The 25,107-nt window shown below is 72.4% G+C and carries 23 protein-coding genes; 7 read left to right on the top strand and 16 right to left on the bottom strand.

Annotation, left to right across the window (positions count from 1 at the left end; genetic code table 11):
* Window positions 1–11: 11 nt before the first annotated feature.
* From DFQ13_RS19165 to DFQ13_RS19150, 4 genes are all read left to right on the top strand, one after another.
* Window positions 12–1,379, top strand: coding sequence for an FAD-binding oxidoreductase (locus DFQ13_RS19165; protein WP_110080767.1), 1,368 nt, complete (start codon window positions 12–14; stop codon window positions 1,377–1,379).
* Window positions 1,376–2,131 (top strand): decaprenylphospho-beta-D-erythro-pentofuranosid-2-ulose 2-reductase, encoded by a 756-nt coding sequence (locus DFQ13_RS19160; RefSeq protein ID WP_035282842.1) that lies wholly within the window; start codon window positions 1,376–1,378, stop codon window positions 2,129–2,131. Before DFQ13_RS19165 ends, DFQ13_RS19160 begins: the two co-directional genes overlap by 4 nt.
* Before the next feature lie 95 nt (window positions 2,132–2,226).
* Window positions 2,227–5,244, top strand: coding sequence for an AfsR/SARP family transcriptional regulator (locus tag DFQ13_RS19155; protein WP_110080766.1), 3,018 nt, complete (start codon window positions 2,227–2,229; stop codon window positions 5,242–5,244).
* Between the two features lie 64 nt (window positions 5,245–5,308).
* Window positions 5,309–5,782 carry an NlpC/P60 family protein gene (locus DFQ13_RS19150; protein ID WP_035282840.1) on the top strand — a complete coding sequence of 158 codons (474 nt, stop codon included), beginning with the start codon at window positions 5,309–5,311 and terminating at the stop codon, window positions 5,780–5,782.
* 4 nt (window positions 5,783–5,786) lie between these two features.
* On the opposite strand, the gene DFQ13_RS19145 is transcribed toward DFQ13_RS19150, so the two are convergent.
* The 4 genes from DFQ13_RS19145 to DFQ13_RS19130 all read right to left on the bottom strand — a co-directional run bounded on the left by DFQ13_RS19145 (window position 5,787) and on the right by DFQ13_RS19130 (window position 9,542).
* Window positions 5,787–6,716, bottom strand: coding sequence for a decaprenyl-phosphate phosphoribosyltransferase (locus DFQ13_RS19145; protein ID WP_035282837.1), 930 nt, complete (start codon window positions 6,714–6,716; stop codon window positions 5,787–5,789).
* Complete coding sequence (locus DFQ13_RS19140; RefSeq protein WP_035282835.1) at window positions 6,713–7,225, bottom strand: phosphatase PAP2 family protein; 513 nt, start codon at window positions 7,223–7,225, stop codon at window positions 6,713–6,715. Before DFQ13_RS19140 ends, DFQ13_RS19145 begins: the two co-directional genes overlap by 4 nt.
* A 56-nt stretch (window positions 7,226–7,281) precedes the next feature.
* Window positions 7,282–8,496 (bottom strand): UDP-galactopyranose mutase, encoded by a 1,215-nt coding sequence (glf, locus tag DFQ13_RS19135; protein ID WP_035282833.1) that lies wholly within the window; start codon window positions 8,494–8,496, stop codon window positions 7,282–7,284.
* Window positions 8,497–8,576: 80 nt separating this feature from the next.
* On the bottom strand, window positions 8,577–9,542 hold the full coding sequence (locus DFQ13_RS19130; protein WP_035282831.1) for an LLM class flavin-dependent oxidoreductase: 966 nt from the start codon (window positions 9,540–9,542) through the stop codon (window positions 8,577–8,579).
* A 90-nt stretch (window positions 9,543–9,632) separates the two neighbouring features.
* Between DFQ13_RS19130 and DFQ13_RS19125 the strand changes: the two genes are divergently transcribed.
* Complete coding sequence (locus DFQ13_RS19125; protein WP_035282829.1) at window positions 9,633–10,442, top strand: HAD family hydrolase; 810 nt, start codon at window positions 9,633–9,635, stop codon at window positions 10,440–10,442.
* Between the two features lie 551 nt (window positions 10,443–10,993).
* On the opposite strand, the gene DFQ13_RS33945 is transcribed toward DFQ13_RS19125, so the two are convergent.
* The 3 genes from DFQ13_RS33945 to DFQ13_RS19110 form a co-directional block, all read right to left on the bottom strand.
* Entirely contained in the window at window positions 10,994–11,392 is a 399-nt protein-coding gene (locus DFQ13_RS33945; protein WP_181400044.1) for a hypothetical protein, read from the bottom strand.
* 125 nt (window positions 11,393–11,517) lie between these two features.
* Window positions 11,518–12,246, bottom strand: a complete 729-nt coding sequence (locus tag DFQ13_RS19115; protein ID WP_110080764.1) for a lysophospholipid acyltransferase family protein — start codon at window positions 12,244–12,246, stop codon at window positions 11,518–11,520.
* Window positions 12,246–12,602, bottom strand: a complete 357-nt coding sequence (locus DFQ13_RS19110) for a hypothetical protein (protein ID WP_035282825.1) — start codon at window positions 12,600–12,602, stop codon at window positions 12,246–12,248. Before DFQ13_RS19110 ends, DFQ13_RS19115 begins: the two co-directional genes overlap by 1 nt.
* 257 nt (window positions 12,603–12,859) lie before the next feature.
* Between DFQ13_RS19110 and DFQ13_RS19105 the strand changes: the two genes are divergently transcribed.
* Window positions 12,860–13,063 carry a cold-shock protein gene (locus DFQ13_RS19105; protein WP_035282823.1) on the top strand — a complete coding sequence of 68 codons (204 nt, stop codon included), beginning with the start codon at window positions 12,860–12,862 and terminating at the stop codon, window positions 13,061–13,063.
* A gap of 155 nt (window positions 13,064–13,218) precedes the next feature.
* Here the strand turns inward: DFQ13_RS19105 and DFQ13_RS19100 are convergent, their stop codons facing one another.
* The 9 genes from DFQ13_RS19100 to DFQ13_RS19060 all read right to left on the bottom strand — a co-directional run bounded on the left by DFQ13_RS19100 (window position 13,219) and on the right by DFQ13_RS19060 (window position 23,607).
* Window positions 13,219–14,124 carry a glycosyltransferase gene (locus tag DFQ13_RS19100; RefSeq protein ID WP_233427575.1) on the bottom strand — a complete coding sequence of 302 codons (906 nt, stop codon included), beginning with the start codon at window positions 14,122–14,124 and terminating at the stop codon, window positions 13,219–13,221.
* The gene (locus DFQ13_RS19095) at window positions 14,121–15,764 is read right to left on the bottom strand and encodes a glycosyltransferase (RefSeq protein ID WP_233427574.1); all 1,644 of its coding nucleotides are present in this window, start codon (window positions 15,762–15,764) and stop codon (window positions 14,121–14,123) included. The genes DFQ13_RS19100 and DFQ13_RS19095 overlap by 4 nt, the downstream gene beginning before the upstream one ends.
* A gap of 97 nt (window positions 15,765–15,861) precedes the next feature.
* Window positions 15,862–17,814 (bottom strand): DUF6541 family protein, encoded by a 1,953-nt coding sequence (locus DFQ13_RS19090; protein WP_110080763.1) that lies wholly within the window; start codon window positions 17,812–17,814, stop codon window positions 15,862–15,864.
* A gap of 236 nt (window positions 17,815–18,050) precedes the next feature.
* Window positions 18,051–19,358, bottom strand: coding sequence for a hypothetical protein (locus tag DFQ13_RS19085; protein ID WP_146241275.1), 1,308 nt, complete (start codon window positions 19,356–19,358; stop codon window positions 18,051–18,053).
* A 129-nt stretch (window positions 19,359–19,487) separates the two neighbouring features.
* Window positions 19,488–20,093 (bottom strand): class I SAM-dependent methyltransferase, encoded by a 606-nt coding sequence (locus DFQ13_RS19080; RefSeq protein WP_233427573.1) that lies wholly within the window; start codon window positions 20,091–20,093, stop codon window positions 19,488–19,490.
* A 53-nt stretch (window positions 20,094–20,146) separates the two neighbouring features.
* A complete protein-coding gene (locus DFQ13_RS19075) occupies window positions 20,147–21,085 on the bottom strand; it encodes a glycosyltransferase family 2 protein (RefSeq protein WP_233438481.1) in 939 nt (312 codons plus the stop codon).
* Complete coding sequence (locus DFQ13_RS19070; RefSeq protein WP_035282816.1) at window positions 21,082–21,441, bottom strand: DUF2304 domain-containing protein; 360 nt, start codon at window positions 21,439–21,441, stop codon at window positions 21,082–21,084. The genes DFQ13_RS19075 and DFQ13_RS19070 overlap by 4 nt, the downstream gene beginning before the upstream one ends.
* Window positions 21,441–22,220 (bottom strand): glycosyltransferase family 2 protein, encoded by a 780-nt coding sequence (locus tag DFQ13_RS19065; protein WP_063935940.1) that lies wholly within the window; start codon window positions 22,218–22,220, stop codon window positions 21,441–21,443. Before DFQ13_RS19065 ends, DFQ13_RS19070 begins: the two co-directional genes overlap by 1 nt.
* Window positions 22,221–22,299: 79 nt before the next feature.
* Window positions 22,300–23,607, bottom strand: coding sequence for a hypothetical protein (locus DFQ13_RS19060; protein ID WP_110080761.1), 1,308 nt, complete (start codon window positions 23,605–23,607; stop codon window positions 22,300–22,302).
* Window positions 23,608–23,649: 42 nt separating this feature from the next.
* On the opposite strand from DFQ13_RS19060, the gene lhgO reads away from it, so the two are divergent.
* Window positions 23,650–24,834, top strand: coding sequence for an L-2-hydroxyglutarate oxidase (gene lhgO, locus DFQ13_RS19055; RefSeq protein ID WP_110080760.1), 1,185 nt, complete (start codon window positions 23,650–23,652; stop codon window positions 24,832–24,834).
* Window positions 24,835–25,107: the final 273 nt, after the last annotated feature.

The raw sequence follows: 25,107 nt of genomic DNA, 5'->3' as shown, positions 1-25,107 counted from the left end.
CCCTGGGGCCGGTGGAGCCAGAACAGTTCGAGACGCGCGCGCTGGCGGGCTGGGGGCGGACCGCACCGTCCGTTTCCCGGGTGGCTCGGCCCAGGACACCGGAGGACGTCCTCGCGGCCGTGGCGACCGCCGACGGGCGCGGGGTGGTGGCGCGCGGTCTGGGGCGGTCCTACGGCGACCCGGCGCAGAACGCCGGTGGGCTCGTCCTGGACATGACCGCGCTGCGGCGCATCCACTCCATCGACGCCGACACCGGGCTCGCCGTGCTGGACGCGGGGGTGAGCCTGGACCAGCTCATGCGGGCCGCGCTGCCGTTCGGGTTGTGGGTGCCCGTCCTGCCCGGCACCCGGCAGGTGACCGTGGGTGGGGCGATCGGGTCGGACATCCACGGCAAGAACCACCACTCGCACGGCACCTTCGGCAACCACGTCGTGTCGTTGGAGCTGCTGACCGCCGACGGTTCGGTGCGCACGCTGGCGCCGGAGGGCCCCGAGTCGGAGCTGTTCTGGGCGACCGTGGGCGGCATGGGGTTGACCGGGGTGATCCTGCGGGCCACCGTGCGGCTCAAGCACACCGAGTCCGCGTACTTCGTCGTCGACACCGACCGGACCGCCGACTTCGACGAGACGCTGGCGCTGTTCTCCAACGGCTCCGACTCCGGCTACGACTACTCGATGGCCTGGTTCGACTCGATCAACACCGACGGCAGGCTGGGCCGGGCCGTGTTCTCCCGGGGTTCGCTGGCCACCCTGGACGAGCTGCCGAAGAAGTACCGGGCGGACCCGCTCAAGTTCGACGCGCCGCAACTGCTGACGCTGCCGGACGTGTTCCCGAACGGGCTGGCCAACAGGCTGAGCTTCCGGCTGCTCGGCGAGGTCTGGTACCGCAAGGCGCCCAAGCAGGGCCGCGGGCAGGTGCAGAACCTGACGTCCTTCTACCACCCGCTCGACATGTTCGGTGAGTGGAACCGGGCCTACGGCACGCACGGCTTCCTGCAGTACCAGTTCCTCATCCCGTTCGACCGCGACGCCGAGCTGCGCGCCCTGGTGCGCCAGATCGCCGAGTCGGGGCACGTGTCGTTCCTCAACGTCTTCAAGCGGATGGGCGCGGCGAACCCCGCGCCGCTGTCGTTCCCCCGCGAGGGCTGGACGATCACCGTGGACTTCCCGATCGTGCCGGGGCTGGACGCGTTCTGCGCCCGCCTCGACGAGCAGGTGCTCGCGGCCGGTGGGCGGCTCTACCTGGCCAAGGACTCGCGCACCGACCCGGACACCCTGCAGCAGATGTACCCGCGGCTCGACGAGTGGCGCAAGGTGCGCTCCTCGGTCGACCCGGACGGCCTGTTCGTCTCGGACCAATCACGAAGGCTCGGACTTTGATCAACGCAGTCGGCACCCCCCAGTCCCTGCTGCTCCTCGGCGGCACCTCCGAGATCGGCCTGGCCATCGCGGAGCGCTACGCCGGTCGGGGCAGGCTCACCGTCACCCTGGCGGCCCGCCCCTCCCCCCGGCTCGACGCCGCGGCGGAGAAGCTGCGCGGCCTCGGCGCCACCGTGCGCACCCTGCCGTTCGACGCCCTCGACCTCGACAGCCACCCGAAGCTGGTCGCGGAGGCCTTCGCCGAGGGCGACGTGGACCTGACCGTGCTCGCGTTCGGCCTCCTCGGCGACGCCGAGCAGCTCTGGCAGGACCACGCGGCGGGGGTGGAGCTGGCGCAGGTCAACTACACCGCCCCGGTGTCGCTGGGCATCGCGCTGGCCGAGCGGCTCAAGGCCCAGGGCCACGGCTCGCTGGTGGCGCTGTCCTCGGTGGCCGGTGAGCGGGTGCGCCGGTCGAACTTCGTCTACGGCTCCACCAAGGCCGGTTTCGACGGCTTCTTCCTGGGTCTCGGCGAGGCGCTGCGCCCGCACGGCGTGCACGTGACCGTGGTCCGCCCCGGCTTCGTGCACACGAAGATGACCGCCGGGATGAAGCCCGCCCCGCTGGCGACCACCCCGGAGAAGGTGGCCGACGTGGTGGTGGGCGCGGTGCGCGGGCGCAAGGACCTGGTCTGGGCACCCGCCCCGTGGCGACTGGTGATGTCGGCGCTGCGGCACGTCCCCCGCCCGATCTTCCGCAGGCTGCCCATCTGAGGCATTTCACCCGAATGCGGTTTTTCGGGGCAGGAACACGACAACGCGACACCGCGCCACGCGTCCCGTAGAAGGGGCGAGGGGGTGGTGAGCGCGTGCGAGTGCGGGTGCTGGGACCGGTCGAGGTGCGCGGTCCGGACGGGCCGGTGGGGACCGGGGGTCCGAAGCCGAGGGCGTTGCTGGCGGCGCTGGTGGTGCAGGCGCGGCAGGTGGTGTCCGTCGAGCGGTTGATCGATCTGGTCTGGGACGAGTCGCCGCCGTCGTCGGCGACCGCGCTGGTGCACACGTACGTGTCGACGGTGCGGCGGGGGTTCGCGGCGGCCGGGCGGGCGGGGGCGTTGTCCACTCGGGCGCCCGGTTACCTGCTCGACATCGCCGACGACGACAGCGACCTCGGGGTGTTCGAGCGGCACCTGGCGCTGGCGCGGCGGGCCGAGCGGGCGGGTGAGCACGCGGCGGCGGCCGCCGCGTACGAGGCGGGGTTGGCGCTGTGGCGGGGGCCCGCCTTCGGCGGGGTCGACGCGCGGTTCGCCCGGGTGCGCGCGGAGGGCCTGGCCGAGGAGCGGTTGGCCGCCGAGGAGGGGCTGGCGCGCTGCGGGTTGGCGCTGGGCCGCGCCGGGGAGCTGGTGGAGCCGTTGCGGCGGTTGGTCTCGGCGAACCCGCTGCGCGAGGAGGCGCGGGCGCTGCTGATGCGCGCCCTGGTGGACGGGGGCAGGCAGGTCGACGCGCTGGCCGTCTACCGGGAGGGCCGCAAGCACCTGCTGGACGAGCTGGGCATCGAGCCGGGTGGGCGGTTGCGGGACCTGCACGCGGCGATCCTCGGTGGTGAGGTGGCCCCGCTGCCCGCGCCCGCCGCGCCGGTGGTCGCGCCGCGCAACCTGCCGCCGGACGTCGGTGACTTCACCGGGCGGGCCGAGCACCTCGAGGTGCTGCTGCGGCACGGGGTGGAGCGGTCCGGGTCGCCGGTCGTGGTGATCTCCGGGGCCGGTGGGGCGGGCAAGTCGGCGTTGGCGGTGCACGCCGCGCACCGGTTGCGGGAGCACTTCCCGGACGGGCAGTTGTGGGCCGACCTGCGCGGGGGTGACCGGGACCTGGACGCCTTCGAGGTGCTGGGGCGGTTCCTCGGGGCGTTCGGCGTGGCCGGGGCCGACCTGCCGACGACGGTGGAGTCGCGGGCCGAGCTGTTCCGGGGCGCGGTCGCCGGGCGGCGGGTGCTGGTGGTGCTCGACAACGCGCGCGGTGAGGGGCAGGTGCGGCCGCTGCTGCCCGGCGAGCCGGGGTGCCTGGTGCTGGTGACCAGCCGGGGGCGGTTGACCGGGCTGGTCGGTGCCACCCCGGTGGAGCTGGGGTTCTTCGACACGGCGCTGTCCACCAAGCTGCTGGGCAAGATCGTCGGCGCGGAGCGGGTGGCGGCGCAGCGGGCGGCGGCCGAGCGGATCGCCGACCTGTGCGGCGGGGTGCCGCTGGCCATCCGGGCGGCCGGGGCGAAGCTGCTGGCCCGCCCGCACTGGCCGCTGCGGTCGCTGGCCGACCGGCTCTCCGACGAGCGGCGCAGGCTCGACGAGCTGTCGGTGGGCGACCTGGCGATCCGGTCCAGCCTCGCCCTGAACTACGTCGAGCTGACCGCGCGGCAGCGGCGGGCGTTCCACCTGCTGTGCGTGCTCGACCTGCCCGACTTCGGCTGGTGGGCGGCGGCGCCGCTGCTGGACCTGCCGCTGCCCGAGGCCGAGGACGTGGTGGAGCAGCTCGTGGAGCTGCGGCTGCTGGACGTGGCGGGCGTGGACGGCATCGGCCGGGTCCGCTACCGCTTCCACGACCTGGTGCAGCTCTTCGGCGCCGAGCACGCCGCCGCCGACGAACCCGCCGAGCTGGTCGCCGCCGCGGTGTCGCGGACGCTGGGCACCTGGTTGGCGCTGGTGGAGGCGGGGGTGCGAAAGCTGCCCCGGGTGACGCTGGGGTTGCGGCCGCGGTTGGCCGGGGCGGTGCCGGTGGACCCCCGGCTGGTCGAGGAGGTCGAGGAGAACCCGACCGAGTGGCTCCGGTCGGAGACCGCGGCCGTGGTGCGGGCGGTGGAGCGGGCGCACGAGCTGGGCGTCGACGGGGTGACGGCGCTGCTGATCACCTCGCTGCTGTCGTCGCCGTTCGCCGCGCGCAACGAGTTCGACGGGTGGCAGCGCACGCACGAGGTGGCGCTGTCGGCGGCCCGCGGCAGCGGTGACCGGCGGGCGGAGGCGATCGTGCTGACCGGGCTGGGGCAGCTGCACCACGAGAAGGACGACTTCCCGGCGGCGCTGGAGCACTTCCGGCTGGCCCGCGACCACGCCGAGGCGGTCGGCGACGACGCGACGCTGGCGGTGGCCGTCGTCGGCATCGGCACCGTGGGCCGGGACCTGGCCGACTTCGCGGGCGCCACGGCCGACCTGGAGACCGCGGTGCTGCTGGGCGAGCGGGTCGGCGACCCGAGCGTGGTCGCCGCCGCCCACTACGGCCTCGGCGGCCTCAGCCGCGACCACGGCGACCTCGACGCCGCCGCCGACCGCTTCCGGCGCTGCGCGAGCCTCTACCGCGACCTCGACGACCGCCGGGGCGAGGCGCTGGCGCTGCGCGGCCTGAGCCTGTGCCACCGCGCCCTCGGCGACTACGCCCGGGCGGCCGACCTGAGCGCGGAGGCCGCCGACACCCTGGAGGCCGTCGGCGACGAGCTGGGTGCCACCTACGCCCGCCAGTCCTGGGCCAAGGCGCGCCTGCGCACCCCCGACGCGGGCGGTGTCGCCGACGCGCTGGACGAGTGCCTGCGCGTCAGCACCCGCCGCGGCGACCGCTTCGGCGTGGCGCTGGCCACCCGCACCCTCGGCGAGTACCACCTGGCCTGGGGCGAGCGGGAGCGGGCGCGCGGGCTGCTGGTCGAGGCGCTGGGCAGGTGGGAGGGGCTGGGGCTGCCGCTGTGGCAGGCCAGGACCCTGCGCGACCTCGCCGCCGCCGACCCCGACCGCGGCACCGAGCACTGGCGCCGGGCCACCGAGCTGTTCGCCGGGTGCCGCTCGCGGGAGACCGCCGAGCTGGCGGGGCGGGACCCGCGGACCTGGCTGGCGGAGGTTCGCGCCCACCTATAGGCGACTTGTAGCCCGCCCGGCGAACCTTTCCCCGCTGAACGGAACCGGGAGGGGAAGACCGCAGATGACCCGCGTCGCGCCGACGACACCCATCAGCCGTGGTGAGGTGATCGAGCGCGCCGAGAGCTGGCTGCGGCCGTCGGTGCCCCACAGCTCCACCAGGTTCCACCAGAACGAGTACGGGATCTACCGCACCGACTGCTCGGGCTACGTCTCGATGGCCTGGGGACTGCCCGGTGTCCCACCCGACCTGCGCGGGGGACTCGACGCGGCGGGGCTGACCTCGGTCAGCACCCGGATCGACCGCGACGAGTTGCTGGCGGGCGACGCGCTCATCCGCGTCGGGGACGACGGGCACCCCGGCCACGCCATCGTGTTCCACGAGTGGGCCGGTGGCGGTCGAGTGGCTTACTGGGGGTTCGAGCAGTCGGCGGAGGTGGGCACCACCCACCGGGTGGTCCCGTACCCGCACGGCGACGGCGCGGCAGGGGGGTTGTACCTGCCGCGCCGGTACGCCGGGATCACAGTGCCCGCCTGAGCGGTCAGAGGTAGACCGACAGCGCCAGGCAGGCCACCCAGGCCACGCCCAGCACTTGGAGCACCCGGTCCTTCAGCGCGATGTCCTCCGGTTCGCCCGCCTGCCCGCCGTCCACGTCGACCGCGTAGCGCAGGACGGCGACGACGAACGGGACGATCGAGATGACCGCCCAGATGGAGTTGGTGGGGCTCTCGGTGCGGATCTCGAAGGCCCACAGCGAGTAGGTCGTGATCATGATGGCGGCGGCGGTGGCCCACACGAACCGCAGGTAGCTGGCGGAGTACTTGGCCAGCGAGGAGCGGATCTTGGCGCCGGTCTTCTCGAACAGGATCACCTCGGCGTACCGCTTGCCGGAGACCATGAACAGCGAACCGAACGCCGTGACCAGCAGGAACCACTGCGACAGGGTGATCCCGGCCGCGACCCCGCCCGCGATCGAGCGGAGCAGGAAACCGGAGGCGACCACGCACAGGTCGATCACCGTCTGGTGCTTGAGGCCCAGGCAGTAGCCCAGTTGCACGGCCGCGTACACCGCCAGCACGACGAGCAGTTCCCAGCCCGCCAGCAGCCCGACGCCCAGCGACACCAGGAACAGCACCACCGACGCCGCGTACGCCAGCCGCACCGGCACGATCCCGGCGGCGATGGGGCGGTTGCGCTTGGTGGGGTGCGCCCGGTCGGCCTCGACGTCGATGGCGTCGTTGACCAGGTACACCGCCGAGGAGACCAGGCAGAACGCCACGAACGCGATGCCCGCGTCCAGCAGCACCCGGCCCTCGAACACCCGCCCGCCCGCGAACGGGGCGGCGAGCACGAGCACGTTCTTGACCCACTGCCGCGGTCGCGCGGTGCGGACCAGGCCGCGCAGCGTGCCGCCCGCCTTGGCGGGCCGGGCGTCCTCCTGCTCGGGGGTCACCTTCGCCGAACTGGTCATTTCCGCTCCAGCCTGCGTCGGAGCAGTGCGCCGAGGAGACCGCCGAGGGCGGAGCCCGCGAGCACGTCGGTCGGGTAGTGCACGCCCAGGACCAGGCGCGAGAGCAGCATCGGCGGCACCAGCAGCGGCACCAGCTTCCGCCCGGTCAGCCCGGAGAACAGCACCGCGGCGGCCGTGGTGGAGGTGGCGTGCGAGGACGGGAAGCTCAGCTTGCTCGGCGTGCCGACCAGGACCCGCACCGACGGGTCGTCCGGGCGGGGGCGCCGCACCACGCGCTTGACCGCGATCGACGCCCCGTGCGCGGCGACGACCCCGGCGGAGGCGAGCAGCCAGTCCCGGCGCCTGCGCCGGTCCAGCGCCGCACCGAGCAGGCCGAGGCCGAACCAGCCCGCGCTGTGCTCGCCGAACAGCGACAACCCCCGGGCGGCCTTGACCACGGCCGGGTGTCCGATGGTGCCCTGCACCTGGCTCAGCGCGGCGGTCTCGGCCGAGCCGGCGTTGCGGTCCATGCGTGTCCTTCCGGGTGACGGCCCGCCCCGGCCGGGGGCGGGCCGCCTCGGTGTGCTCAGCCGTCGAGGGAGCCGTCGAGCGGCGCCCCGTCGGTCAGGTGGGGGGCGATCTTGTTGTCGAACACCGACAGCGCCGAACCGATCGCCATGTGCATGTCGAGGTACTGGTAGGTGCCCAGCCGCCCGCCGAAGACGATGTTCTTCGACGCCGCCTCCGCCTTGGCCAGCTCGCGGTACCTCGCCAGCTTCTCGCGGTCGTCGGGGGTGTTGATCGGGTAGTACGGCTCGTCGCCGGACTCCGCGAAGCGGGAGTACTCCCGGACGATGACCGTCTTGTCCGCCGGGTAGTTCGTGCGCTCCGGGTGGAAGTGCCGGAACTCGTGGATGCGGGTGTAGGGGACGTCCTCGTCGTTGTAGTTCATGACGGGGGTTCCCTGGAAGTCGCCGACCGGGAGGACCTCGGTCTCGAAGTCCAGGGTGCGCCAGCCCAGTTCCCCCGCGGCGTAGTCGAAGTAGCGGTCGACCGGTCCGGTGTAGACGGTCGGGGTGCCCGCCGGGATCGACCCGCGCACGTCGAAGTAGTCGGTGTCGAGCCGGACCTCGATCAGCTCGTGCGCGGCCATCTTCTCCAGCCACGCGGTGTAGCCGTCGACCGGCAGGCCCTCGTAGGTGTCGTTGAAGTACCGGTTGTCGAAGGTGTAGCGGACCGGCAGGCGGTTGATGACCGACGTGCCCAGTTCCTTGGGGTCGGTCTGCCACTGCTTGGCGGTGTAGCCGCGGATGAACGCCTCGTAGAGCGGGCGCCCGATCAGCGAGATCGCCTTCTCCTCGAGGTTGCGCGCCTTGTCGGTGTCGAACTCCGCCGCCTGCTTGGCGATCAGCTCGCGCGCCTCGTCCGGGCTGTGCGACCTGCCGAAGAAGCTGTTGATCAGGGCCAGGTTCATCGGGAACGAGTAGACCTGGTCCCGCACCCGCGCGAACACGCGGTGCTGGTAGCCGGTGAACTCGGTGAACTGGTTCACGTAGTCCCACACCCGCTTGTTGGAGGTGTGGAACAGGTGCGCGCCGTAGCGGTGCACCTCGATGCCGGTCTCCGGCTCGGGCTCGGAGTAGGCGTTGCCGCCGATGTGCGACCGGCGGTCGAGCACCAGCACGCGCTTGCCGAGCTGCGAGGCCGACCGCTCGGCGATCGTCAGGCCGAAGAAACCGGCCCCGACCACGATCAGGTCGTATCCGTCGAAGTTGTCTTTGGGGTCTGCCACCGGGCTCACGGGGGCTCAGGCTACCCGCGTGACGCGCTGTGCCCGACGGCGCGGTGTCCCCGCCCCGGCCACCCCGGTCACCGCCCCGCTCACCCCTGCGACCGGCGCTCGTCGCAGGCGCCGAGGGAGTCCGACCCACCCGCGTCGGGCAGCGCGCTCGCCCGGCCGCCCAGCACCGGCAGCACGTCCGCGGCCACCTGCTCCAGGGTGGTCTCCCGCCCGGCGTACGGCCCGTCCGGCCGCGGCCAGTGCGTCACCACGTCGGTGAACCCGGCCGCCGCGGCCCGCCCCACGTGCTCGTGGAACGCCTCGACGCTGCTCAGCGAGAACAGCGGGGACGCATCGACGCTGACGTACCGGTCGACGGTCGAGCGGTCGCGGCCGTGCGCGGCCAACACCTCGTCGAACCGCTCGGCGCACTCGGTGACGCCCTTCCACCACTGCTCGACGTCGTCCGCGTCGGGCTTGCCGGTGGTCACCCAGCCCTGCCCGAACCGCGCGGCGGTCGCCATCGCCCGCGGGCCGTTCGCCGCCACCAGGAACGGCACCCGGGGCCGCTGCACGCACCCGGGGGCGCTGCGGGCCTCGGCGGCGGAGAACCACTCGCCGGAGTAGGTGGTGCGCGGCTGGGTCAACAGCTTGTCGGTCAGCTCCACGAACTCGGCGAACCGGTCGCTGACCTGCCGGGGGGTGATCGTATCCGGCTCCCCCAGGACCGCCCGGTCGTACCCGCCCGCGCCGCTGGCCCCGGACCCGAGGCCCAGCATGAACCGCCCGTCGGAGATGTCGTCGAGGGCCAGCACCTGCCGGGCGAAGGGCACCGGGTGCCGGAAGTGCGGGGCGGCGACCAGCGTGCCGAGCCGGATGGTCGAGGTCACCATGGCCGCCGCGGTCAGCGTGGGCACGGCGTCGAACCACGGTCCGTCGACCAGGGTCCGCCACCCCAGGTGGTCGTAGGTCCAGGCGTGGTCGAAGCCGTACTCGTCCGCCCCCCGCCACCGGGGTTCCGCGGCCCACCAACGATGCTCGGGAAGGATCACGATGCCTACGCGCACCGAACGAACGTACCGGTAGGTACGGGGGTTTGGTGCGCAGGTAACCAAGCCCACCCCGGTCTGCCCCACCGGTGTTGCAGGATGGTTTCCGTGGACACCCCCCGACTCGTCGCCTCCGACATCGACGGCACCCTGCTCGACCCCTACGAGCAGCTCACGGTGCGCACCCTGTCGGCCATCACCCGCGTCCGAGCGGCCGGGGCGCCGTTCGTCCTGGTCAGCGGCCGCCCCCCGCGCTGGATTCCCCCGGTGGCCGAGGCGGCGGGCCTCGACGGTTACGCGGTCTGCGCCAACGGCGCGATCGTCTACGACATCGGCACCGGCGAGATCGTCACCAGCCACGGCCTGGACCCGCTCCTGCTGACCGACGTCACGCACGCGCTGGAGAAGGTGCTGCCCGGTATCCAGGTGGCCACCGAACGAGCGGTCTCCGGCCAGATCCCCGGCCGCGAGGCGTTCGCCACCGAAGCGGGCTACTCCAACCCGTGGGGCGACGTGGAGAACAACACCAAGCCCCGGGCCGAGGTCCTGGGCCACCCGGCCACGAAGCTGCTGGTCCGCCACCAGGGCATGACCAGCGCGGAAATGGCCCTGGCCGCCGTGGAACTCCTGGGCGACGCAGTGGATGTGACCTACTCCACAAATCGAGGCCTGATCGAAATCGCCGCCCCCGGGGTGACGAAGGCCAGCGGCCTGGCCGAGGTCGCGGCCCTCGCAGGCGTGGAACCCGACCGGGTGGTGGCCTTCGGCGACATGCCGAACGACATCGACATGCTGCGCTGGGCAGGCCTGGGCGTAGCCATGTCCAACGCCCACGACGACGTCAAGGCGGCAGCGGACGAGGTGGCGGGCTCGAACGCCGACGACGGCGTGGCGGAGGTCCTGGAACGCTGGTTCTGACCCGCCGGCCCCAGCCGCGCGACCGCACGGCGGGCGCGGCCGACCCGGCGGGCACAGCCGCACGGTGGGCACAGCCGCCCGGCGGGCGGGCGGCGCCGCACGGCAGGGGCGGTGGCACGACGGCCGGGCGACGGCAGGCGCCCCCGGCTCGGCGCACGGCAGGGCGGGCGGCGTAACCAGCAGGGCGCACGGCGGCACGATGGCCGGGCGGCAGCAGGCGCCGCCGGCTCGGCGCACGGCAGGGCAGGCGGCGTAGCCAGCACGGCGGCACGGCAGGGCCAGGCAGGCGCAGGACGGGGCCCTGTGCCCGTACGAGACCGCACGAGCCTGACGCGGCGACAGCGCCGCAAGGCGCGATGACGCGGGGCAAGCGGAGAGTACTGACAGCTCAGCCGCCACTCGAAGCAACAAGCGCCGCAGGCCACACTTCACAACGAGCCGCACACCCGCCCGCCAACCGAAGCCACCACCCCGAAACCCGATGGCCCGCCCGCCAGCCACCTCGAACGCCCCGGCGCAGCCACCAGCCACCCCGCCAACCGCCGACCCGGCTACGCAAACGCCCGGGTGGGTGGATTCGCTTGGGTGGGGGTGGCGATCATGTGACAGCCTCTCCGGGCGGTGGGGCATCTTTTCAGCCCCACCCGGTCACGCTGGAGCACATGATCGCCATAGGGGCCCCACCCAAGCGAATCCACCCAGCCGGGCACCACCACCAAACCCCCGACAACCGACAGCCCACGGTTCAACACCGCCCCCGCACGCCGCAGCGAGCGAGCACCGAGCCCCACAGCGCCCACCTCGACAGCGCCCACCTCGACAGCGCCCACCTCGACAGCGCCCACCTCGACAGCGCCCACCTCGACAGCGCCCACCTCGACAGCGCCCACCTCGACAGCGCCCACCTCGACAGCGCCCACCTCGACAGCGCCCACCTCGACAGCGCCCACCTCGACAGCGACAAGGCCCACCCGTCCCAAGGGGGAGCCCCCAAGTCCATTTTACCAGTTCAGGGGCCGTCGGACCTCGAAGTGGATCTTCCTGTGGACAACTCCGGGGAGGTGTCCACAGGGTGTCACTCGGGCTTGCGGGCTTCCAGTTCGGCTGCTTCCTCCAGGGTGGGGGCGGTGCCGCCGAGGTGGGCGGGCAGCCACCAGGCGCCCGGTTCCTGATCCGGGTAGTCCTTCTGCAGCCGGTCGACCAGTGCCGTCATCTTGACCCGGAGGTCGGCGGTGACCGCGTCCAGGTCGGCGTCCGGGAGGACCTCGATGGGGGCGCCGGTGAGGATGGAGATGGGCACGTGGCGCTGGCCCATGTCGCGGGGGCGGCCCTTGGTCCAGAGGCGCTGGGTGCCCCACAGCGCCATCGGGATCAGCGGGACGCCCGCCTCGGCGGCCAGGCGGGCGGAGCCGGACTTGAGCTCCTTGACGGTGAACGAGCGGCTGATCGTGGCCTCGGGGAACACCCCGACGACCTCGCCCGCCTTGAGCTTGGCCAGGGCCTCCTGGTACGAGGCCTGGCCCGCGGAGCGGTCGACCGAGATGTGGTGCATCCCACGCATCAGCGGTCCGGCGACGGCGTTGCGGAAGATGGCCTCCTTGGCCATGAAGCGGACCAGGCGCTTGGCCGGTTGGGCTCCGAAGCCGCAGAAGATGAAGTCCAGGTAGCTGACGTGGTTGCAGGCGATCACCGCGCCGCCCGTGGCCGGGATGTGCTCCGTGCCCTGGACGTCGATGCGGTAGTCCATCACCCGGAAGAGGGTTTTCGCGGCCAGGACGACCGGGGGGTAGACGAACTCGGCCACTATCCGCTCACGGACCTGGAGGCCTGTTCGCGCATGGCGATGGGGGCGCCCGCGAGGTCTTCCTCGTTGCACAGCAGCTTCACGTCGTAGTACGGCTTGCCTTCGCCGTCGTCGTAGTCCAGGTGGATGGCGATGACGTCCACCGGTTCGCCGAGCCACTGCTGCGTGCGCCGCAACCAGTCCGCCGCGCGCTCCATGGCGCTGGGGAGGTCGTCGTCCCGGAACTCGACGGGGCGGTAGGGCACGCCCTGGACCTGGTCTCCCGCGTGGGCCGGACGGGGCAGGTCGACGGAGACTCCCGCGTCGTCGAGGTCGAGTTCGATGGACTTGGCATTCTCACTGGCGAGCTCGCTCACTGTGAAAGCGTCTCCCAGTGGCGGGAACGCCGCAACCCCCGACCTTCGTGGGACCTCACACGTGCGGTCCCCCGGTGGAGTGTGGTTGACTGTCAGCGGTCGTAACTTTTCTTGAGTACGTGTTAGATCACGCTCGCAAGAGATCGTTGCGGGCGCGCGGTTTTCCTCCAGGTCAAGCCGGAGAAGTCGCCGTCTGAAACCGACCAAGGACTTGGGCACCCGCCCAAGTCCCAGCGGTACCTGTTGAGGAGATAGACGTGGCACAGGGCACAGTCAAGTGGTTCAACTCCGAGAAGGGCTTCGGCTTCATCCAGCCCGACGGCGGCGGCGCGGATGTCTTCGTGCACTACTCGGAGATCCAGGGCAACGGCTTCAAGAGCCTGGACGAGAACCAGCGCGTGGAGTTCGAGATCGGCCAGGGCCAGAAGGGCCCGCAGGCCACCGGCGTCCGCGGCCTCTGATCTGACGGGTCTCACGACCTCGTAGATCATTCGTGAAAGGGCCCGTTCCCCTCGGGGAGCGGGCCCTTTCCGCGTGCCCAGCACGCCCGTACGGCCCCGGAACGCACTGAGCCGCCCGGAGGGACTCCGGACGGCTCAGGGACGCGCAGCGGGGCTCACAGCACGGAGCGGGGGAACTCCGGCTGGGGGTTGAAGCGGACGCCCTCGACGACCTTCTTGAACAGCCGCACGCGCAGCGGCCACGCCACGCGGCCGCCGCGCAGGCCCTGGAACAGCCGCAGCACGAACTTGCCGAACGCCACCGGGTTCTCCCGGTGCAGCCGGTAGGACGCCTCGTTGCGGGCGCCGTACTCGAACTTCCAGATGTTGGCCGCGGTGACGTCGCCGAAGTTCACGCCCCGGTTGACGCCCATGTCGTGCACGGCGACGCTGGTGAGGACCTGCACGCCGGGGGCGTCCTTGGTGATGCGCAGCGTGTACTCCTGGTCGTCGAACCAGATGAAGTACTCGCGCAGCGGCAGGCCGTGCTTGGTGAGGACCCAGCGCGGGAACAGCACCGAGACGAACGAGCAGTGGGTGACCATGACCGTCTGCTGGCCCTTGGAGATGAGCCTGCCCCAGTCCCAGGTGGTGCCGGGGTTGTTCATCTCGCAGATGCTGCCGTCGATGAACTTGACCAGCGAGCAGGCGTACGGGACCTGGGTGCCCAGGGTGGACTCGGCCTTGGCGTGGCCGTTGACCAGCTCCTCCAGCGCGTGCTCGTCCGGGTAGCAGTCGTCGTCCATGATCCAGACGAAGTCGGCGCCCAGTTCGTAGCCGCGGGCCATGCCGGTGGCGAAGCCGCCCGCGCCGCCGGTGTTCTCGTCCAGGGAGACCACCACCACGCGGTCGTCGCGCGCGGCGTAGTCGGCCACGACCTCGGCGGTGCCGTCGGTGGAGGCGTTGTCCACCACGACCACCCACTGCGGCCGCGCGGACTGGCCGAGCACGTGGTCGAGGACCTTCGGCAGCTTCGCCTTGCGGTTGTAGGTGACGATCACGGCGGCGACGGCGGTGTTCACGAATTCCATCCTCGGTACAGGTCGCGGACCCAGGACCGGGCGTCGGGCAGGGCGGCGAACGCGGCGGACTTCCTCCGCTGCTCGACCAGCCAGCGCTCCCGCTGCTCGGGCGAGTCCATCATGGTGCCGATCCGGGCGGCGGCCGTGCGAATGAACGGGTAGGGGTGGCGCGGGCAGAGCAGGCCGTCGGCGATGAGCGAGGCCTGCGAGCCGACGTCGGTGGAGACCACCGGGATGCCCGCCGCGGACGCCTCGAACGAGGTCAGCGTCAACCCCTCGTTGTCGGAGGAGATGACCAGCACGTCGGCCTCGGCCAGGGTGTCGGAGACGTCGCGGTCCGGACCGCGCAGCTCCAGCGCCTCGGACAGGCCCAGGCGCCCGCGCAGGCCGTGGACCTCGCCGGACAGCTCGCCGTCGCCGTGCATGACGAAGCGGACGGGCCCGGGGGCGGAGTCCTTCAGCTCGGCGGCGAGCTTGAGGAACAGGTACGGGCGCTTCTGCTGGGTGAACCGGCCGACGAACGCCACGGTGAACGGCTTGTCCGCGGCCACGGCCTTGGCGGGCTGGTCGGCCGCGGCGGTCAGGTTCGCCAGCGTGGCCAGGGCCACCTTCTCGGCCGGGATGCCCTGCTTGCCGATGAGGTAGTCGCGTAGCTGCGGGGAGATGACGTGGTGGCGGTCGACGACGTTGGACACCCGGACCGAGATGTCGACGAAGCCGCCGGTGCGCCACTCCAGGATGTGCAGCGAGTCCACCACCGGGATGTCCGGGCGGATGGCCTTGAGCCAGGGCAGCCGCTCGTAGAGCCAGGTGCAGTGGTGCACGTGCACGCCGCGCACGTCGTAGTTGGCCATGATGCCGTTGAGCAGCATGGACTCGTGGTCCGGCGTCAGCGGGAGGGTCAGCGGGACCACCACGGCGCCGTCGAACTCCGGCCGGGTGATCCACGGGTGGCCCGAGGGGCGGTCGGTGATGATGACCGGGGTCAGGCCCGCGTCCTTGGCGAGCTGCACCGTCTCCACCGCCCAGCGCTCGGCGCCGCCGAGTTCGAGCCAGTGGATGCCGAACAGCACCGCCGGGGTCCGGCCCTGGTCGGTGGCGGAGGCGCCGCGGGCGATCCGCACCCCGGCCTTGCGGGGCACGTCGCGCGCGCGGTACCGCTTCTCGACCAGGTCGGTGCGGTACTGGCGCAGCGCGTCGAACTGGACCGGGACGGTGAACCGCACGGCCCGGCGCAGCGCGCCCGCGAGGCCGGGGAGCTGGTGGTAGGCCGAGGCGGTCTGCTCCGAGCCGCCCACGTCGACGACCAGGTCGACCAGGCCGTCGGCGTCGACGGCGGCGACCGTGGTGTGCACGAGGCTGCGGAAGACGACCGAGCCGACGACCTCGCGGTCGTCCTCCCACTCGATCGCCCCGGTCTCGCGGTCGGTCAGCGACGGCAGGCTGCCCTGCGGTCCGCGCAGCACCGTGAACCGGATGGTCTGGCCCGGCCTGGTCAGCGCGTGGAAGTTCGCCGCGCCGACCACGAGGGCCCGCTCGCGCTCGTCGAGCAGGCTCTCACCGCCAGTGAGCCCGACGCCGCTCTCGTCGAGGACGTCGAACGTCTGGCTATGCGTGTGGATCTCAGGCTTTTCGGTCACGTCTCTCGAGGGGTCGGTCGGGCGCTCAACTCGGGAGCCTGGGCACGGTGATGCTACCCGCGAGCCTTCACCCACCCGGGGGTGGCGTGACTGTCGATCACCCGGGGGTGGTCCCGTCGGGCAGCACCACCCGGTAGATCCGCGCGCCCGGGTTCGAGAAGACCAGTTCCAGCGACCGGACCGAGGCCAGGTCGTCCATCCCGGGGGCGCGCTTGCTGGTCGGGGTGGCGAAGCCCTCGCCGATGTAGACGTGGGTGATGCGCTGGCGCCGGACGATGTCCTGGATGCCCTCGTCGGTGTCGAGTTCGTCGAAGTGGTCGAACAGCGCGACCCGGTCCGGCCCGATGACCTTGAAGTCGGCCGCCGGGTCGAGCGCGTGGCCGAACACCGGTCGGACGCCGTCGAGGGCCCACATCCACGGCGAGCCGTCGAGCGGGTCGTTCATCACCAGCTCGCCCGGTGGGACCTCGGTCCGCAGCTCGTCCATGGCCGCGCGCTCCAGCTCGCTGACCGTGGGCCCGTTGCCGTAGGCGGCGTTGATGACCTTGCGGTTGAGGTCGCGGTAGAACCCCTGGGTGAGCACGACCAGCAGCAGCACGACGACGGCCAGCGCGCCGACCCGCACACCGCGCGCGTCGGCGAGCCCGGCGCGGAACCCGGACAGCCCGCGCAGGGCGGCGTCGCGGATGACGACCAGCCCGGAGCCGATCAGGACGACCTGGGCGAGCGCGACGAGCCCGGCGAAGCGCCACACGTCGTTCCACCACGGGTCGGTCAGCAGCCGGACGAGGAAGCCCTTGTAGCTGGCCGCGACCACGAACAGCAGGGTGAAGAACGCGCCGCCGAACAGCATCCAGCGCAACCCGACCAGCTTCTTGACCGAGAACAGGCCGACCAGCATCGGCAGCACCAGCCACCACTGCGGGTACGGCACGTCGAAGTTCAGGAAGAACACGCCGCCGAAGGCCGGTCCGGGGGCGGCGACGGTCGGCCAGGACACCGTGGCGTTGCCCGCCGACCGGGCGGCGGCGACCAACTGCGGCAGCACGTAGACCGCGGCGACGGCACCGGTGATGGCCAGCGCGCCGAGTTCGCGCAGCGGCACCTTGCGCGCCGCGACCCAGCGGAACAGCAGGAAGCCGACGCCGTAGACGGCGGCGGCGATGGCGGCGCTCGGGTGCAGGGCGGCCAACCCGATCGTGCCGAGCGCGGTCAGCACCAGCGCGCTCAGCGCGCGGCTGCGGACGGCGACGGTGAACAGCGCCAGGAACGACGGGATGACCGTGATGCCCGCGGCGAACGGCCACAGCGGACCGAAGAACTGGAGCCCGGCGGGGAAGGAGGACACCGCGCAGGAGACCAGCGCCGTCGTCGTGGCCAGGGCGGGCCGCCCGCTGGTCACCCGCACCAGGGCGGCCATCCCGAGCGACAGGGTGGCCGCGAAGGCGCCGCCGCCGATGTTCAGCGTGTCCGGGATGGGCTGGCCGGTGATCTGGACCACGGTCGCCTGGAGCACGTGGTAGGCGTTCGGGTAGTAGAAGTCCGGGTTGTCCGGTGCGTTGATGACCCGCAGCGCGCCCGGTGCCGACTGCCCGGAGTCGGCGATGAAGCGGGTGGCGTTGACGTGGAACATCGCGTCCCAGAACTGGTGGATTCCGGTGAACGCGCCGGTGGCCCGGTAGGTGACCAGCAGGCCGACGCCCGCGGCCACGGCCACCGCCGCGGCCACGGCCACGTGGTGCTGCCAGCGCCACACCGAGGGCATCACGATCGGCTCCTGGAACCGGCCGTACCAGCGGTGGGCCGCCCAGCGCACGGCCAGGAGCAGGGCCGCCGCGATCACCGTGCCCAGCAGCAGCGCCCACACCGACCAGCGCGGCAGCAGTCCGGGGAAGTAGGGCGAGAAGACGCCGATGACGCCGTAGGTGGCCACCGGGGCGGCACCGAACAGCACCCACCCGCGCAAGCCCGCCGCCAGGCCCACGAGCAGACCCGGGAGGAGCAGCAGTGCCCCCAGGACGCCGATCGAGAGCAGGTGCGTTCCGGTCATCGTTGTCATCCTCCAGAGCCCCGCTCCGCACGCGGTCCGGGGTCGCTCCTGGTTGGTGGCGGGCGGGCCTCAGGCTAGTTCGCGCGTGGGCCGCCGGTGCCCGTGGGGCACGGGTTCGGCTCGCGCGGGGGCCGCGCCCGGCCGCACCATAGTGGATCACCGGAACAAGCCAGGCCCGGGACTCGGTGGTCCCGGGCCTGGCCCGTGCGCTCAGCCCGGTCGCCCGGGCGGGGTGATCAGCTGCTCGCGGAGACGATCGGGCCGAAGGCGCCCGCGAAGTCCCAGAGCATGTGGGAGTAGCCGTAGCGGTTGGACACGGCGATGGTGGTGTCGCTGTCGAACGCCGTGATGGTCAGGTTCGCCGCCGTCTCACCCGGTGCGAGGTTCAGGTTCGACGCGAACGGGATGCCCCGGTTCAGCGGGTACGCGGTCAGGTAGGTCCCCGCGGACGGCTCGGTGCCGGTCAGGTTGAACATCATCGCGGTGAAGCCGCCGAAGACGTCGCCCAGCGGGAAGTACACGTACTCGTCGGGGCCGACGAGCCCCAGGTCGGGATCGGTCCGGGTGTCGACCAGCCGGAACGGGTCGCTCGGGTAGAACTCCGCACCGGACTGGGTGTCGTAGTACCCGGCCAGGTCGGCGACCAGGTGCACGGAACCGTTGTGGTTGTAGAGGTTGACGTTGCCGTCCTTGCCGATCGGCACCGTCACCAGGTTCGGCGCCACCTGCCCGGGGACCAGGTTGAGGCTGGACACCTCCGGCTTCGCGGCGCCGCCCGGGTAGGCGGTGACGTAGGTGCCGATCGTCGGGGTGACACCGGTCAGGTTGAGCACCACGGCGTCGGCGGTGGCGGGGACGAAGTCGCGCACGCGCAGCGCGCGGGTGCCGCGCTGGCCGATCGGACCGCCGTTGTTGCGGGTGTCGAGGATGCGCAGCGGGGTCTTCGCGTTGTACAGCGACCCGGAGCCGTACTGGTAGTACCCGGCCAGGTCGGCGACGATGTGGGTGTCGCCGAGGAAGTTGAAGAGGTTGACCGCGCCCGTCGAACCCAGCAGCACCGTCACGGCGTTGGACCGGGCGGAGTTCGGGACCAGGTTCACGTTCGACGAGTCCGGCCTGTCGTAACCCGCCGGGTAGGCCGTGATGTAGGTGCCGGAGTTGCCCGTCACGCCGGTCACGTTCAGCACCACGGAGATCGCGTTGGCGGGGACCGCGTTGCTCAGGTTGAGCGTGACCGTGCCGCCGGGACCGACCGGCACGTGGCCGGGGACGCCGATGGCCTCCCGGGTGTCGAGCACCCGGACCGGGTTGATCGGGGTGAAGGTCGCGCCGTCACCGGCGGCGGCCCGCGCGGCCACGTCGGCCATCTCGGGTGCCTCGGCGGGGTCCGCGTCGGCGGAGCGCCCCTGCGCCGTCGGCGGAGTCGGGTCGGCGGAGCTGCGCGGTCCCGCGGCTGCCGTGCCGGGCACGACGAGGGCCGCCAGTGCCACCGAGGCGGTGGCCGCCGTCAGGGCGCGGCGGACCGCTGCTGTTGTGATTCGCAAGAAGTACCCCAGTTGTTCACTTGATGAAGCCCCAGTGCGGCAGGCTCATTCCTGCCGCGGTCTTCGTATCGAGTGGAGGGGGTCCGGCGCTACTTCTTTCGAACCGGTTTTTTTTCGCCGGGTCGCGGGTCAGTGCGGTGTGGTCGCCACGAGCACGAACTCGTTGTACGGGAACACCTTGCCCGCCGCGCGCGGCAGCGGGAAGGAGATGCGGCGGTCGACGTCGAGGCCGAGCTGCGTCGCGACGTCGGCGAGGCCGTCGAAGTCGGTGAACGCCACGTGCGTGCTGTCGGTGGTGTAGCCCTTCTCCTGCGGGCAGATCAGCACGACCTTCGCGCCGGGGGCGAGGTAGGGCAGGTAGCCGCGCAGCACCTCCACCGCCTGCTCCCTGGGCATGTGCTCGACCAGGTGCGCGGCCAGCATCCCGCCGTAGCGGCCCTTGGTCGCGTACTCGGTGTCGAAGAACTCGGCGGTGGTGAACGCGGTCAGGCCGCGGTCGCGGCACACCTGCACCGAGTGCTCGTTGTGGTCGACGCCGACGCCGTGCGGCGCGAGGTGCCCGAGGTTGCGGCCGATGCCGCAGCCGACGTCGAGCACTTCCCGTTCGCCGAACAGGCGCCGCACGTTCCAGCGGTAGGGGGCCTGGACGTCCAGGACCTGCTTCCAGCGGGGACCTTCGAGCCGCGCCAGGCGGTCGGTGTACTCCTGGCCGTCAGTCGATTCCGGGGATGCCACCCGCAAAACGGTAGCCGATGCTGAGAAGGGGGTCACACCGCCCCTCGGATCGTTCAGGGGCGGCGGCCGGACCCGAAGACGTGCCTGGTGAGCGGGCCGACACCGGCCCGCTGGCGCAGGGCCTGCGGCAGCATCGTCAGGGCGAAGATCCGCGACGACACGTGCCTGCGGGCCACCCCGGCCGCCCTCGGCCAGCCGTGCTCGGCCATCCGGTCGGCGGTGTCGGTGAAGAACCGGCCCGCCTCGGTGAACCGGGAGCCGTCGGCGGCCGACCACGACGACTCGCTGCTCGCGTGCCTGCGGTAGCAGAAGGCGGTGGTCTCGTCCACGACCAGGCTCTCGCCGCGGCGCACCAGCTCCACCAGCAGCGCCAGGTCCTGGATGACCTTGAGGTGCTCGGGGAAGCCGACCGCCTGGATGGCCTTGGTGTTCCAGCACAGCGACGGGAAGTACAGCCAGTCCCCGCGCAGCAGGCTCACGGCCAGGTCCTCGCCGCGCAGCAGGAGGCGCCCGCGCACCTTGGGCGCGTAGACCCGGCGCTTGGCCTCGTCGACCAGGGTGCGGATCTCCGCCCCCGAGCCGTCGATGACCCGCACGCCGGGCTGGATGATGCCCGCGCCCGGGTGCTCGGCGTGCACGGCGCGGACCAGGCCGACGTAGTTGGGCAGCAGCAGGTCGTCGCAGCCGAGGATGACCATGCGCTCGTGCTCGGCCAGGGCCAGGCACTTGTTGAAGTTGCCGGTGACGCCCAGGTTGACCTCGTTGCGCTGGTAGCGCACCCGGTCGTCGCCGAGGCCCGCGAACCACTCCGGCACGCCCTCGGCGGTGCCGTCGTCGACGACGGTCAGCCGCCAGTTCGGGTCGTCCTGGGCCAGCACGCTGCGCACGGCGGCCTGCATGAGGGCCACGTCGCCGTAGTACGGCATCACGATGTCGATCGTCGGACCGTCGATCACCGGGCTGCCGGTCGTCGGGCTGTCCGGCCCGGTCACGGTTCGATCCGGTCCTGGCGCTGCTGCTCGACGTCGAGCCGCAGGATGGCCAGGTCCTCGGCGAGCTTGCGCGTCTCGTCCTCCAGCCGCGACAGCTCCCAGGACAGGTGCAGGCCGACGCCGGTCAGGAAGATCAGCCCGACGAAGAACAGCAGGTTGGTCGGGATCGCGACCCCGATCAGCGCGGCGATCGACGACAGCGTGCCGGGGAAGATGGTGAAGACCAGCAGCAGCAGGCCGACCACCAGCCACAGCACGGCGTACTTCTCGCTGAGCTGGCGCCTGCGCAGCATCTCCACGATGCCCGCGAGCACCAGCACGCTGCCGATCAGGCCGATCACGTAGGTGCTGCTCATCAGGCGACCCCGCCTTCGCTGGCCACCGGCGTCGGCAGCGGAACGGTGTTGACCGAGACGTCCCAGCGCCGGATCAGCGCCAGCAGCAGCGCGAAGAAGGCGCGGAACAGGTAGATCGCCGACTTGAACGGGCGGTGGCTGGGGTTGCCGCCGCGGCGCGGGCGCATGCGCACGGGGAGCTGGGTGACGGTGCAGCCGGAGCGCAGCGCGATCACCATCGATTCGATCGTGTCGCCGAGGTACTCCACCGGGTAGTGCTCGGCGAACAGCGGCAGCGCCCGACCGCCGGTGACCTTGAAGCCGGAGGTGGCGTCGGTCAGCTTGGTCTTGGCCAGCCAGGACAGCACCTTCGCCAGCACGACCATCGCCCACCGGCGCGGGCCGCGCACGCGGTACTCGTCGTCCTGGGCGAACCGGGCACCGATGACGATGTCGGCCTCGGCCAGCCCGGTCAGGAGCTGCGGCACCTCGGCCGGGTTGTGCTGGCCGTCCGCGTCGACCTGGATGGCGGCGGTGAAGCCGTGGCGCACGGCGTAGCGGAAGCCCGCCCGCATGGCACCGCCGACACCGAGGTTGTAGGGCAGCTCCAGGACCAGCGCGCCCGCGGCCCTGGCCTGCTCGACGGTGCGGTCGGTGGAGCCGTCGCTGACGACGAGCACGGGGATGCTCGGCACGGCCGAGCGGATCTCGCGCACGGTCTCGCCGACGGACTGCTCCTCGTTCCACGCGGGGACGACGATGAGTGCGCGGACGGAAGCCGGCACGACTGTCTCGGACACGCGTTGCAGGGTAATGGGACGCCCACCCAGCGCGGCGCGGACCCTCGGTCCGGTCCGGGAGCCCCTCGGGTATGGCGGCTCAGCCGCCGACGGGCACCGCGGGCGGGGTGGCGCGGGTGCCGCCCCGGATCGCGCGGAACAGCCCGACGGCCATGACAGCCACCACCGCGACCGAGGCCGCGAGCTGAGCGGCGATGGCCGCGCGCAACGGGTCCCCGGGCAGGAACAGCAGCCCGACCAGCACGACCGCGCCCAGCACCCAGGCGGCGGTGACGTACCGGTGCCTGCCGAAGGCGACCAGGCCGGGTTGCAGGACCTGGGCGACCATCAGCGCGATCGTGCCGACGCCGAGCAGGCCGACGACCGCGCCCGCCAGGTCCACCTCGGCGCCGAAGAACACCCGCGCCGCCAGTGGCCCCACGGTGAAGGAGAGGACCGCGGCGGGCACGCCGATGCCCGCGACCGCCAGCAGGACCAGCCGCAGCCGGGCCCACACCGTGGCGGTGTCACCGGTGGTGGCGGCCCGGGTGATGCCGGGCAGCAGCATCGCCTGCACCGGCGCGAACAGGAACAGCGGCACCCGGACCAGCACGAACGCCGAGGCGAACGCCTGGGCGGTGGTCGGGTCGGACACCAGGCGGGAGGTGACGACGATGGGTGCCAGGTTCGCCACGAGCTGCATCAGCAGCGTGCCGACGACCAGCAGCAGCAGCCCCCGCCCCATGCTGCCGAACGTGCTCGCCTCCGGTTCACCGCCCTCACCGGGCAGGTGGACGTCGACGACGGTCCGGGCCCGCAGCCCGGGCAGACCGGCCAGCGCGCCGAACCCCGAACCGGCGGCGAACGCGAGCGCGTAGAGCACCCCGTCGGGGCCGCTGACGGCGATCACCGCGCACGGCAGCAACCGGGCGACCCCCTCGACGCCGAGGGTGGCCGCGTAGCCGTGGAACCGCTGCCTGCCGCCGAGCAGGCCGCGCACCAGGTAGACCCCGGCGGAGGTGACCACGCTGAGCACCACCGCCGCGAAGAGCCCCCACTGCCCGCCGAGCGCCCGCGCCGTGAGCACCGGGGAGATCGCCCCCAGCAGCGCGAGGACGGCCACGAGCATGATCAGGCCGTGCAGCAGCGCGTGCCGGACCACCGGCCGCAGCTCGCCGCCGACCGCCAGCCGGGCGCTGGTGGCCCGGCTGGTCTCCTGCTCCAGCGCCACGAACAGCCCGGGGCCGATGATGTTGACCAGCAGGTACAGGCTGGCCAGGGCCGCCGCGTCGGCGGCGGGCAGGGTGTGCCCGGTCAGCCCGATGAACCCGTACCCGGCGACGCCGACGACGCCCAGGCCCGCCGCCATCAGCACGGCCGGGCCGAAGAGGTTCTTGAGTCGCGCCACCGGGCAACCGTAGAGAACGCGGGCAGCACCTAAACTGCCCGGGTGCGAGATGTGCTGGTGGTCGGCGGCGGAATCCTCGGGTTGGCGACGGCCAGGGAGCTGACCGCGCGTGGCCGTTCGGTGACCGTGCTGGAGAAGGAACCGCGCTGGGCCGCCCACCAGACCGGGCACAACTCCAACGTCGTGCACGCCGGGCTGTACTACGCGCCCGGTTCGGTGAAGGCCCGCATGTCGGTGGCGGGCAACAGGTCGATGGCCGAGTACGCCCGCGAGCACGGCGTGCCGTTCCAGCGGTGCGGCAAGCTCGTCGTGGCCACCGAGGAGTCCCAACTGCCCGCGCTGCGGGTGCTCGCGGAGCGGGCCGGGGCCAACGGCGTCCCGGTTCGGGTGATCTCGGCGGCGGAGGCCCGCGAGCACGAACCGGAGGTCGCCTGCGTGGCGGCGCTGCGGGTGGACAGCACCGGCATCATCGACTTCCCGGCCGTCTGCGCCGCCATGGTCGGCGAGCTGGAGCGGGCGGGGGCGGACCTGCGCCTGTCCACCCCGGTCCTGGGCATCCGCGCGGGCTCGACGGGCGGGGTCGAGGTGGCCACGGGGACGGAGGTGCTGCGCGCGTCCACGCTGGTGAACTGCGCGGGCCTGCACAGCGACCGGATCGCCCGGATGGCGGGACTGCGGCCGCGTGCGCGGATCGTCCCGTTCCGCGGGGAGTACTACGAACTGAAGCCGTCCCGCGCGTCGCTGGTGCGGGGGCTCATCTACCCGGTGCCGGACGCGACGCTGCCGTTCCTGGGCGTGCACCTGACGCGGATGCTCGACGGCAGCGTGCACGCCGGACCCAACGCGGTGCTGGCGTTGAAGCGCGAGGGCTACCGGTGGCGGGACGTGTCGGCCGCGGACGTCGCGGAGACGGTCCGCTTCCCCGGCACCTGGGCCCTGGCCCGCAAGTACGCGTACCCGACCGGGGTGGACGAGGTGCTGCGCTCGCTGTCGCGCCGCCGCTTCGCCGCTTCCCTGGCGAAGCTGGTGCCCGCGGTCGGGGAGGACGACATCGTGCCGTCGGGGGCGGGGGTGCGGGCTCAGGCGCTGCTGCCGGACGGGACCCTGCTCCAGGACTTCCTCATCGAGGAGGCCCCGAACCAGGTCCACGTCCTCAACGCCCCCTCCCCCGCGGCGACCTGCGCCCTGGAGATCGGCAGGCACATCGCCGACCAGCTCAGGGGTTGAGCCGCCGATCGCACTCGTCCACGGTGATCCACAACCGGGGGTGCGGCGCTTCCGCTTTTTCCTGCAAGGGGCCTGGCTTCCTCGACCAGCATCCAGAACAGGTCCGCGACCGGCCCCAGGGTCCAGGACATGCGTCCGGACTCGATCTGCGCGCGGCGGACCCAGTCGCCCGCGTCCTCCTCCGCGGCCAGCGACAACAGGCTCGCTGCCCCGAACCTCGGCGTTTCGTTCAAGCCACCCCCTGGTGAAGCTGGTGCCCGTGGTCGGCGAGGA

Source organism: Actinokineospora spheciospongiae, from assembly GCF_003182415.1.
GTDB classification, from domain to species: Bacteria; Actinomycetota; Actinomycetes; order Mycobacteriales; family Pseudonocardiaceae; genus Actinokineospora; species Actinokineospora spheciospongiae.
Note: the sequence above shows the minus strand (reverse complement) of the source record. Positions and strands in the feature narration are given on the sequence as shown.